This window comes from uncultured Cytophaga sp. (genome assembly GCF_937863595.1).
Taxonomy (GTDB): Bacteria; Bacteroidota; Bacteroidia; order Cytophagales; family Cytophagaceae; genus Cytophaga.
In genome coordinates, this window is sequence record NZ_CALMGQ010000182.1 from 19368 (window position 1) to 31233 (window position 11866).

9 protein-coding genes are annotated in these 11866 nt (G+C 33.9%); 1 reads left to right on the forward strand and 8 read right to left on the reverse strand.

All coding sequences use genetic code 11. The annotated features are described in order from the left end of the window. Nucleotides 1-29: 29 nt before the first annotated feature. From Q0543_RS16020 to recQ, 8 genes are all read right to left on the reverse strand, one after another. Nucleotides 30-2153 carry a hypothetical protein gene (locus Q0543_RS16020; protein ID WP_299255444.1) on the reverse strand — a complete coding sequence of 708 codons (2124 nt, stop codon included), beginning with the start codon at nt 2151-2153 and terminating at the stop codon, nt 30-32. A 35-nt stretch (nt 2154-2188) separates the two neighbouring features. Beyond that, on the reverse strand, nt 2189-3379 hold the full coding sequence (locus Q0543_RS16025; RefSeq protein WP_299255446.1) for a heparan-alpha-glucosaminide N-acetyltransferase domain-containing protein: 1191 nt from the start codon (nt 3377-3379) through the stop codon (nt 2189-2191). Next, complete coding sequence (locus Q0543_RS16030) at nt 3372-4013, reverse strand: DUF4919 domain-containing protein (protein ID WP_299255448.1); 642 nt, start codon at nt 4011-4013, stop codon at nt 3372-3374. The genes Q0543_RS16025 and Q0543_RS16030 overlap by 8 nt, the downstream gene beginning before the upstream one ends. A gap of 6 nt (nt 4014-4019) precedes the next feature. Then, a complete protein-coding gene (gene gldH, locus Q0543_RS16035) occupies nt 4020-4496 on the reverse strand; it encodes a gliding motility lipoprotein GldH (protein ID WP_299255450.1) in 477 nt (158 codons plus the stop codon). Between the two features lie 4 nt (nt 4497-4500). After that, nucleotides 4501-6324 (reverse strand): regulatory iron-sulfur-containing complex subunit RicT, encoded by a 1824-nt coding sequence (gene ricT / locus Q0543_RS16040; protein ID WP_299255452.1) that lies wholly within the window; start codon nt 6322-6324, stop codon nt 4501-4503. 198 nt (nt 6325-6522) lie between these two features. Then, nucleotides 6523-7032, reverse strand: a complete 510-nt coding sequence (locus Q0543_RS16045; RefSeq protein WP_299255454.1) for a hypothetical protein — start codon at nt 7030-7032, stop codon at nt 6523-6525. Nucleotides 7033-7092: 60 nt separating this feature from the next. Continuing rightward, nucleotides 7093-8370: a phosphoribosylamine--glycine ligase gene (gene purD / locus Q0543_RS16050; RefSeq protein ID WP_299255456.1), complete on the reverse strand. Its 1278-nt coding sequence runs from the start codon at nt 8368-8370 to the stop codon at nt 7093-7095. Between the two features lie 236 nt (nt 8371-8606). After that, nucleotides 8607-10784 (reverse strand): DNA helicase RecQ, encoded by a 2178-nt coding sequence (recQ, locus tag Q0543_RS16055; RefSeq protein WP_299255458.1) that lies wholly within the window; start codon nt 10782-10784, stop codon nt 8607-8609. A gap of 89 nt (nt 10785-10873) precedes the next feature. Between recQ and Q0543_RS16060 the strand changes: the two genes are divergently transcribed. Next, the gene (locus Q0543_RS16060; RefSeq protein ID WP_299255460.1) at nt 10874-11842 is read left to right on the forward strand and encodes a KpsF/GutQ family sugar-phosphate isomerase; all 969 of its coding nucleotides are present in this window, start codon (nt 10874-10876) and stop codon (nt 11840-11842) included. The last annotated feature ends 24 nt before the right edge of the window (nt 11843-11866 follow it).

Here is an 11866-nt window from a genome sequence, read left to right on the forward strand (position 1 = left end):
TTAAAACTTATAACTTAATACCTATTACCTTAATTCAATAAAATTAGTGCTACCAATAACATGTAAGAAATACCAAGCCCTGTACTTAATTTTCGTATGTCAATATTTTTAACTTCTTCTTTTTCATAGATGGCATTGATAACGATCACAACCATAAAGTTTAATAATACGACAATAAAGGTGAGCCAGAATAAATAATCTGCTTTTGTAAGATTGTCAGAAGAGGGAGTGGATGCAGAAAATGAAATGGAGAACGCTACAATCGACATAAATACGCCAATACTTACTTCACCCAAATTTTCGAAACTAATGTCTTTAATGAATAATAAACTTATTGATATTAAACCAATTAATACTAAGGGAAGTACAATTTCTAGTAGAGGCGTAGTTTGTTTTCTAGAGACATTTAATCTGAAAAATATATTTTTAAATTCATACAATTTCGATTCTTCCATATCAGGATCACCATACATTCCAATATTTATTTCATTGTCTACGGTTACGTAATATCTTAATTTATTCCATTCGGTGATTTTAAATTTGTCAATTTTATTAGAGTCTAAATCAAAACTTTTTTGGTCGAAGGATACTTTAAGTTTTGTGGATGGACTTAAAATTTCTGCACGTACAAAAATTTCTTGTGCATCAAATGGGTACTTATCCAATTCGTAATTCACATAAAAAATACCTGATACTTTGTATAATTTATAGAGAGTGCTTCCATCTGTTTTTTCAAAAATTAATTCTTTAGAACTTTCATTCTGTTTCATGTTTTGAAAAATGATGTATTTTTCTGCATCCCTGTTGTTGGAATCTAATTTTATCCAATAATAAAAATCTGATGTGAAGGAGTTTTCATCCATATTGATATTGTAGATGTCTGAAATTTCCATGCCAAAAAATAAATTAGGAATGACCTCTCTTTGCTCATTTAGTTGAAGTGGGCATGAATGGAAACGTCCTGATTTATATTGAGTAAAGAAAATTTCTGGTATTAAATTTAAAAGACTATCAAATTGATAAATCTCTTCTTTTTCTTGCACAATCTGATTTGGTAATTTCTGGAAGTACGCAGAAAAATCTTTTTTAGATAAGGTTGATGTGTCTCTAGCGTATTCAAATTTGTTTCGCAGTATTTCAACAGCATCGTAACAACGCTCAACAAATAAAGCATGATTTGGATTTTGGAAATAATCAGAGTGTTTTGATTTTAATTCAACAATATCGTTGAATAGTTTTTTTGTTAAAGCATCTGAAGGATTACTTATTAAAATTAAATCGTTATTGTTATTGTTTCCAAAATTACGCAGATGGCTTGTATTTACTATATATGCATGGCCTAATGCGTGAATTTTTGTAAATCGGTTATTGATATAATTAATGAGTTTGTTTCCGATATCTGCATGTACACTCAAGACTAGCATTGTGTTTTCTTCCGCAGGATATTGTTTAAAATAACTATCGATATTATTATAAAAATTAATAGAGTCTACATCATTAAATGATTTCCCTTTTACATAAAAAGTTTTATTTAACGTAATATTATTCTCTTTAAAGGCTTTTAAATACGTTTCGTGTAGTTCGTAATCCTCTTCACTAATGAAATTTATTTTATTGACATGCAATACCTTCGTTAGATAAGCTACTATGTCATAGGGAACATAATCTTGGCTACCCGTAAAAATAGCCCCATTTCCATAGTCATACCCATTTCTATCTGCATTGATTGCTATGATAGGAATATTATTTTGTTTAATTGTTTGCGCACATTTATTGATGTGCTGTCCCCATGTATTATCTATTACAGCTACAATGTTTGAGTCCTTTGCAATTTCCTTGTAAATGGAGTCACTTATAAGTCCATCTTTACGACAATCAAATGTTTTTAACTGCAAATCCGTATAAGGGAGTTCAAGCTCGTGAAGATATTTCTTCAACGTAACTTCATGCATTAAATCAAATTTATTTAAAGGCTGTCTTGATAACGGCACGGTATCCGCAGCATTGGTATACCGTCCTATATAAGCGATATATTTAACTGTTTTATCTTTTGTATGGAATAATGAATTTCTTTGCAAGAAAATCATTAAGGCACATATAGATATAAAAAAGAACCCGAGTAAAAATTTATAGGTAGAAAAAAATGATTTCATAATCTGAAATACTAAAGTGAAATAAGAGAGAACGGTTATATGAACTTGAGAAATGAATTGGGGTGTTTTAATTTAAGTTGTCGGTATTTTTTGCATAGAGGATATACTATTATCAAAACGACTAACCATACTATATATACAAACCAAAGGCTATATCCGTGTACGTTCGTTATTTCCATTATACCAATAGGGATTGTGCTTAATTCTATGGAATTAAAATTCAATAATACATACAAGCCAATAGCTATAATGTGAATCATAAATATGTGTATGATGTAAAAGAACATCGATACTTTACCAAAAAGAGATAAATACTGTGTTCGTTTATTTGTACTTGTTTCTACTTTTGAAAGTAGATAGAAAATGATGGAAAGTGTTATCAAAATATAGTCTAACGACATTGGGTATTTAGTGACATTGAAAAAGCTGAATAGCGTTCTGATGCTATGCTGATTAAACACCCATGGGTTTGGATCTCCATATGCATTCACTAAACGTATCGTAATAAATGATAGCAACAATAAAAGTGAAAGTCGTTTAAATAATTTACTGCGCTCTTCTTTAGTGTCTTCGGTAAACAGGCTGCCCATGCCATAGCCCAAACAAATCAATCCATACATAGGAAGTATAGGATATAAAACCATTACTCTGAAGTTGTTTGTTAAGGCTACCATCCCTTCTTGATGTAGAATGTGCCATAGTAAAGAATTCATACCTAAATCATCGGCTGTAAATGTGTCCAATAAATTATGTCCAATTATAATTACTATTCCGATAATAAAAATTGTTTGCTGTTTTAGCCAACTGGTTAAACCTAATAAGATCATACTTAAGCCAAGTGCCCAAATAACTAATAATGCTATATTTGAGTAATCTAAATTAAAATACCACGCAAGTTTAATTAGTGTAAACTCTAATACAATTAATATAAAACCTCTGCTTATTAGGAACGCCGAAGATTTTTTCAACCCATTTTTACTAAAATAAATAAATGCTGAAACTCCTGCAAGCCATACAAATCCGGGTGCGCATATGTGCGTTATAAAGCGAGTTATAAATAATGCGCCATATGTTTTTTCGGGATCCGTAGGTGAAAAAGCAAATGCACCTGTTAGAAAATAATCTCGTACATGGTCCAAAGCCATCAATATTATTAATATACCTCTTAGTATATCAATAGATTGGATACGATTGTCGGATGTGAGTGTAAGAGTGTTATTATTCACTTTCAGAAAGTGGGGGAGTATATGCTTTGTTTGGTATGAAAAAAAACAAATGTGAAATCTTTTGTTTGTTTTTTGCTAAATCAAATCGAATCAAACCTGTTTCTGTTTTTGAATCATTCGTTGCTTTTAATCCTTTGAATGCAAGAAATTCCAGTACGTCGTTAACAGAGTTTGCATTGTAACGTAATAGTGCGGTCCCATTGCCACTCAATTTTATAACATTACAAAGTACAATGTAACGTTTTTGATGGAAGTCTTCTAAGGTTGTTAAGCCTAGCTGCGCACAAGCAAATGCTTTTTCAAAATGGGCAACAAGACTTACTGGGTTGAAAAATAAAATACTATCTGCCAATTCGATTACTAACTTGTATTGACCGGATTTGTTTAAAGGCTTAATTAAAGTTTCTTTAAATTCATTCTCTTTAGAGTAATACGTTTTTGTTGTTTGATAGCCGTAGTAAATAAGTTGAAACTCTTCAATTGTGAGCGTAGTGTCTGAATTGTTAAAACGTTCTACAAGTTTTTCATAACCACCACGTTCGTTTATTAATTGCAGCGTACGTATAGTGTCCACTTGACTAAAGCTTGCATAAGAAATGCATACAAATAGTAAACTTACGATACCCTTTAGCATAATAGATTACTTGTTTTTTACAATCTCCACACCAACAGAAGCAATACCAGTTAAGGTATCTTTGCGCATATTTTGTTCAATGCGAATGGTATATTTTCCTGGTTTAGGGAATTTCTGCATACTATCCGACAATATTTTATAATCAAAATAATTTCCAAAACCTGCTCCATATGGTTCGCCCGAAGCAGAATGAAACAAGTCCATACCTTGTAGTTTTTTTGAAATCATATGTCCTTGTTCATCTAACAAACTACGATTGATCCATAAATTATAATACGGGTATTCGTTATCATATCTTATTTGATAAAATAATTGATACGTTGCATTGGCATCTGTAATTTCAATTGGGAAATCCATGGATGATTTTTCAATCCACGAATCATTCGGAGTATCGATTTTTGACTCAAGTAGAACATCTCTATCCGCACATGAAAACAAGAAGCCAATGGAAATTATAAAAACGATATAAATTAGTTTATGCATGGTATTATTTTTCATCGGAAGACGAAGAATCGCCTTGTGGTGACTGAGTACTATTTTGTCTTGGTCTGAAATTACTTGCAGGTAATTTTATTTCAGGTGCTTGATCGCTTGATTCTGTATTCGTTTTTTTCTTAATTTGATGTTTTTCACCATCAGGTTTACGCTCTTGTTTTTTAGGTTGTTCCGGTTGTTGTCTTTGCTGCGGAGCAGAACCTTCAGGAGTATTTGGCTGCGAATTTTGACGACTAGGTCGTTGTTGCCCTTCAGATTTCGGAGCCTGAGACTGATTTGAATTTTGTTGATTTACACGCTGTGGTCTATTCGTAGATTGCGGCTTGTTTTGAGGCGCTTCTTTTTTAGGACTTGAAGTATTAGGCGTATCTGTTTTATTTTCAACGGTAGGATTTGGAGAAACGCGTTGCGGTCTTGCAGGCGGATTGTTGCGTTCAACATTTCTTTGTACAGGTGCTTCAGTAGTACGATTCGTTACAGTGCCTTTTTCAGGAGTATTTCCACCGCGGTTTTGCTGTGGTTTATCCACCGGTACTTGTGGCGTATTGTTTCTATCTGCGCGTGGAGTAATGGTGTGTTTTTTCTCTGTTCTTTCTTCTCGCGCAGGTGGATTGTCGTTGGTATTGATACGAGGATTACTACGAGTTGTATTGATCACAGGGCGTTGCGTGCGATCCGAAGCATCATCGTTCGTAGAACTTTTCTTTTTCTTCTTTTTATTTTTTGATTTGAACTTATCATCAAAACGAGAAAGTTCTTCTTTCTCACGTATCATTACGCGGTCGTCTTTGATTATAACTTCATTGGATTCTAATGTTGCAGGTGTTTTACCTGCTTGATTCATTTCTATTATTTCAATTACACGGTCTACTGTAATTGGCAACCAAGTGGTTTCATCTTGAAAACCAAACCACATGATGCGTTTAAAAATATCTGTTTTTTGTAAGGTTGCATTGCCCATGGATGTTTTTAAAGGAGCTTCCATTTCCGGAATTCCTTTTAATGCATCCAAGTAGGTATCCAACTCATAGTTTAAGCAACATTTTAATCTGCCACACTGTCCAGATAATTTGGAAGGGTTTAAAGAAAGATTTTGATAACGAGCGGCTGAAGTATTTACGTTTTTGAAATCTGTAAGCCAAGTAGAGCAACATAGTTCTCTACCGCAAGATCCAATACCTCCCAAACGTGCTGCTTCGTGACGCAAGCTGATTTGCTTCATCTCAATACGAACTTTGAATTCGCCCGCAAGCATTTTTATCAATTCACGAAAATCTACACGATCTTCTGCAGAATAATAAAAAGTTACTTTTGTATTGTCTGCTTGAAACTCTACATCGGACAATTTCATTCCTAAATTTTGATCTAGGATTATTTCTCGTGTACGATATAAGGAACTTGCTTCGCGGTTTTTAGCTTGCTCAAATTTCTCTAAGTCTTTTTGAGTAGCTTTGCGATAAATACTTTTTATATCATCGTTATTAAGTACATTTTTCTTTTTCATCTGCAAGCGAACAATTTCCCCTTGCATCGAAACAGTACCAATATGATGGCCAGATTGCACCTCAATTACGATTGGATCACCCGCAAATAATTCTAAGGATTTAGAATTTCTAAAAAATTCTTTACGGCCATTTTTAAAACGTACTTCAATAATATCGAAGGTTGGCAAAGCAGTAAGCTCCATATTTCCCAACCAATCAAATGAATTTAATTTATTACAACCACCAGATGAGCAGCCACCAGAACTGCACCCTCCTGTTGTTTTTGTGCTACAACCACCACCGGTTCCGCAACTACCTGAACTACAAGACATATATATGTTGTTATTCCGAATTCTCTATATAAAACACTGAGTCCGTCCCATTCGGGTGGGATACGACTATACAACCTAAAGATACGTAAACAATGGGAAAATCGGGAATAATATCAGCAAAAATTGAAAAAGTACTATTGTAGAAATACGCTGTTTTGAAATGGTTGTATTTGAGGTTTTTAAGATAATTGATCTACATTAAATGAGTTCAATATTCAGTTCATTTGTAAAAAAGTCGATCAATTCCGAGGTATTTGTTGTAGATAATCTTTCAAGAGTAAAATAAGGTTTCTCTGTTGTCGTGTAAAAATACATATTCGTTTCTTTAACTGAGTATGTATTTTGAGCCGTGGCCAACATTCCTCCACCCGCTGAGTAATTGGCTTTAAACTGTTTTATTTTTATTTTTTTGATATCAGAAAGATTGTACGTTTCAATACTAGGGAAAACTAAACAGTATTGTGTAGTAATCATTATTTTGTGTGTGAGTAGGTTTACTTTTATTGTGTTAAAGGACAATGACATCGACCCAATGATTAATGGGAATGTGATAAATATGATTTGAACAATGATTTGAGTTGCTGCATATTTTGTTGCATGTAATAACAAATCAAAGATGCCGTAACCTGTAATTCCTAAAAATAAAATTCCGAAAATCAATGCATTCGGATATTTCAAACCAATGTAGAACGTTTTTATTGAATCCATCCTTTTTTAAATTTTTACCATGCTCATGATTTAGAATTCAAATTATGAGCATGGTAAGATTTATTTCATTAAATCCAAGCCAATGTCTCTTCGGTAGTTTTTACCTTCCCATTGAATGGTTGCTGCGGCTTTATTCGATTTTTTTAAGGCTTCGGGTATGGAATTTCCAAAACCTGTAACTGCAATCACACGACCGCCATTTGTAACAATCTTGCCTGCTTTGTTTTTTGTGCCTGCATGAAAAATAAGTACATCCTGTACGTCTTCCAATTTCGTTATTTCTTGACCTTTTGAATAATCACCTGGGTAACCACCCGCTACAAGCATTACTGTTGTTGCCGTTCTTGGGTCTATGGACAAAGTGATTTTGTTTAATTTTTTCTCTGCAGTTGCTACAAACAAATCAACTATGTCGTTTTGAATACGCGGGAATACAACTTCCGTTTCAGGATCGCCCATACGTGCGTTGTATTCAATAACAAATGGCTCGCCGTTATCACTCATTAATCCGATAAAAATAAATCCAACGTAATCGATGCCTTCTTTTTTTAATCCATTAATCGTTGGAATAATGACGCGGTCTTCTACTTTTTTAATGAACGTTGCATCAGCAAACGGTACAGGAGAAACGGCACCCATACCACCTGTATTTGGGCCTGTATCCCCATCGCCTATACGTTTGTAATCTTTTGCTTCAGGCAAAATAACATAATGTGCGCCATCCGTTAACACAAAAACAGATGCTTCAATTCCTTTTAAAAATTGCTCAATAACAACTTTCGCACTTGCTTCACCAAATAATTTATCAGCTAACATTTCTTTTAACGTACGTTTTGCTGTTGCTAAATCTTCAGCAATAATTACGCCTTTACCAGCAGCCAATCCATCTGCTTTTAAAACAATAGGTAACGATTGTGTTTCTAAATATGTTAAACCTTCCTCAAGTTGTGCTTCGTTGAATGTGCGTGAAGCAGCCGTTGGGATGCCATATTTATGCATGAAGTTTTTTGAAAAATCTTTGCTTCCTTCTAATTGTGCTCCAACTTTATCTGGGCCAATTACAGGTATATGTTTGATCGCATTCGTAGCTTGAAAGTAATTTACAATACCTGCAACCAATGGTGCTTCCGGACCGACAATTACTAAGTGGATGTTATGTTCGATACATGCTTTTTCAATGCCAGTAAAATCAGTTACTTCGATAGCAAGATTTGTAGCAAGCTGTTCTGTTCCTGCATTTCCTGGTGCTACAAAAAGATTGCCGCACTTAGGTGATTGCTTTAATTTCCAAGCGAACGTATGTTCTCTTCCGCCTGAGCCTATAATTAAAATATTCATTTGCTAGAATGTATTTTTATGTCGAGTGCAAATATAGGTATTTATGCTCAGAAGAAATAAGGTCTGTGCGTTCTGCTTACCGTTTCTTTAAGTAGTAGAGTGCTTTAATTTAGATCGTTTTAAGGCTGAAAGCCATATATATTAAAACCAGCGGAATCGGCCACAGAAAATGAATCCATAAAAAAGCCTCAAAGAATATAAATCCGTGAGGCTTTGTATATAAATGGATAAATTCTTTAAATAGCAATTTCAGAGAAAAATTTCAGACGCATCAAACGAACTTCTTCTTCAGAATAATCTCCACCTAAGATATTTAGTGCAGTATGGACATTGTCATTTTCAGCTTGCATGAAGTAATCATATATTTCATCCTGTTTATCTTCATCAATGCATTCTTCAATGTAATAATCAAGATTTAATCGGGTGCCAGAAAAACAGATATGTTCCATCTCTTGAATGAGCTCCGTCATTGTGATTTTTTTGACGTGGGCTATCTCTTCGAGTTCAACTTTACGATCAACTTGTTGGATGATGTAAATTTTAATTTTTGATTTATCTACGGATGATTTTACGACAACGTCTTTATTTACTACGATATCATTTTCATCTACATATTTGATGATTTGATCAATAAATGCTTTTCCGAATTTTACAGCTTTCCCTTTCCCAACGCCAATTACATTGCTTAACTCATCCATATCTACAGGATACACCGTAGCCATTTCTTGAAGCGATGGATCTTGGAATACTACATACGGTGGGATGCCTTTTTCTTTGGCTACTTTTTTTCGTAAGCCTTTTAATATATTGAATAGCTCTTCATCAAAAGCGAGCTTTGCAGAAGACGTTTGTACTTCTTCTGCTTCTTCCTCTTCATCAAAATTATGATCTTTAGAGAAGGTAAAAGCAGTAGGTTTTTTTAAATATGAGTAACCTTTTTCAGAAATTGAAACGATGCTATAATTGTCAATGTCTTTTGTAAGTAATTCAATTAGCAAAGACTGTCTAAAAACAGAATTCCAAAAGGACAAACTTTCATAACTTCCTTTTCCAAATACGGGAAGTTCTGTATGATTATAGCTTAGTGAATAATCATTTTCGATCCCACATAAAATGGTACACAGATGGGAAATATTAAATCTGCCTTGTGTTTGTTCAACGGCTTGTAAAGCTAAGATAATATGCTCTTGTGCATCAAACGTTGCTTTTTTATTTTTGCAGTTGTCGCAGAAACCACAATCTTTTTCTAGGTATTCCCCAAAATAAAAAAGCAATTGTTTTCTTCTACAAACGGAAGACTCTGCATATGAAGACATTTCACCTAATAATTGTTTCCCATTATCTCGTTCGGTGACGGTTTTATCTTTATTAAATTTTTCGAGTTTAATGATGTCATTGATGCTATAAAACATCAAACAATGTCCATCTTGTCCATCGCGACCCGCTCTACCTGTTTCTTGATAATACCCTTCAAGTGATTTTGGTGTATCGTAATGTACTACAAAACGTACATCTGGCTTATCAATGCCCATACCAAAAGCAATGGTTGCAACAATCACGTCCGCATTTTCATTTAAAAATGCATCTTGATTGCCCATACGTGTGGAAGGTTCTAAACCTGCATGGTAGGGAAGGGCCCGTACATCATTTACTCGAAGTAATTCGGCAATTTCTTCAACTTTTTTGCGGCTTAAACAATATATAATTCCAGATTGACCTTTACGTGCCTTAATAAACTTTATTAATTTTTTCTTAGTATCGCCTTTAGGCTTTACTTCGTAAAATAGGTTTTCTCTATTAAAAGAAGATTTAAAAAGGACTGCATCGTCCATTTGTAAATTCTTCTGTATGTCAATTTGTACTTTAGGAGTTGCTGTTGCTGTTAACGCAATTATTGGAATATTTGGATTGATGCTATCTATAATGCTGTGAATACGTCTATATTCTGGTCTGAAATCATGGCCCCATTCAGAAATACAGTGTGCTTCATCAATAGCTACAAAGGAAATTTGTGCTTTCTTTAAAAATAATATGTTATCTTCTTTTGTTAAAGATTCAGGAGCTACGTAAAGAAGTTTAATGTCACCATTTAATGTTTCCTTTTTTACGCGATTAATCTCTGCCTTACTTAGGGTGGAATTTAAAAATTGCGCATTTACTCCAAATGCATTTAATTGATCTACTTGATTTTTCATCAAGGCAATTAAAGGGGAAATTACAATTGCGACACCTGGTAAGCTAATTGCTGGTAATTGATAGCATAATGATTTACCCGCACCAGTTGGCATAATAACAAATGTGTCCTTGCCTGCTAACACATTATTTATTATTTCCTCTTGTTCACCTCTAAATCGGTCGTAGCCAAATACCGATTTTAGCTTGTTAATAACCCCAAGATCTGTTTCTAATAACATAATAATTGTAGAATATTTATGTTACAATGAGAAATCCGTATATTTGACTTTCAACATGAGCGAAGTACTCGCATAAAATATTCATTAAATTGAAGTTAGCAAAAAATATCGTATCTATTGTAACAGATGTAATAATAAATGAGTCTGAGGCAATAAAAAATCTGGTGAATCTTATTACAGATGATTTTCAGCATATTATTGAAACTATTTTGTCTTGTAAGGGAAGAGTCGTAATCACAGGAATTGGTAAAAGTGCGATTGTAGCAAATAAAATTGTAGCAACGCTTAATTCTACTGGAACTCCAGCCTTATTCATGCATGCAGCTGATGCCATTCATGGTGACTTAGGGATGATTCAAAGTGATGATGTAGTTATTTGTATTTCTAAAAGTGGAAATACCCCTGAAATCAAAGTTCTCGTGCCATTAATTAAAAGCAGAGGCACTGTTCTAGTTGGAATGGTTGGGAAATTAGATTCGTATTTAGCACAACAATCCGATTATGTATTGGATGTAACTGTAGAGCGCGAAGCATGTCCTAATAATTTAGCACCTACCACAAGTACAACTGCAACAATGGTAATGGGAGATGCATTAGCAGTAGCCTTATTAGAATGCAGAGATTTTAGTAGTGCAGATTTTGCTAAACTGCACCCAGGTGGTGCATTGGGCAAACAACTTTATTTAAAAATAAATGATGTGTATGGTGGGAATGAAAAGCCAATTGTTTTGCCTTCTGCATCGGTTAAAGAAGTTATTTTAGAAATCTCTTCTAAACGGCTCGGTGCTGCTGCTGTAATAGATAATGCAGGTGTTTTAGTAGGAATTATTACGGACGGTGATTTGAGAAGAATGTTAAACAGTCATGATTCTTTTTCAAATCTAACTGCGGTAGAAATTATGACTCTCGCCCCCCAAACAATTGATGCAGATACCTATGCAACTGCTGCGATGGCTTTGATGCAGTCGAAAAATATTACCCAATTAATTGTTACAAAAGAAAATGCCTTTGTTGGTTTTATTCATATTCACGATTTATTACGTGAAGGGATTGTTTAAACTTAATATTTTAACCATTTTTAA

Coding starts and splice junctions, on each gene's coding strand:
- Q0543_RS16030 (WP_299255448.1), bottom strand. CDS start 4,013: ATGCTAAAGGGTATCGTAAGTTTACTATTTGTATGCATTTCTTATGCA.
- purD (WP_299255456.1), bottom strand. CDS start 8,370: ATGAATATTTTAATTATAGGCTCAGGCGGAAGAGAACATACGTTCGCT.
- Q0543_RS16045 (WP_299255454.1), bottom strand. CDS start 7,032: ATGGATTCAATAAAAACGTTCTACATTGGTTTGAAATATCCGAATGCA.
- Q0543_RS16020 (WP_299255444.1), bottom strand. CDS start 2,153: ATGAAATCATTTTTTTCTACCTATAAATTTTTACTCGGGTTCTTTTTT.
- gldH (WP_299255450.1), bottom strand. CDS start 4,496: ATGCATAAACTAATTTATATCGTTTTTATAATTTCCATTGGCTTCTTG.
- recQ (WP_299255458.1), bottom strand. CDS start 10,784: ATGTTATTAGAAACAGATCTTGGGGTTATTAACAAGCTAAAATCGGTA.
- ricT (WP_299255452.1), bottom strand. CDS start 6,324: ATGTCTTGTAGTTCAGGTAGTTGCGGAACCGGTGGTGGTTGTAGCACA.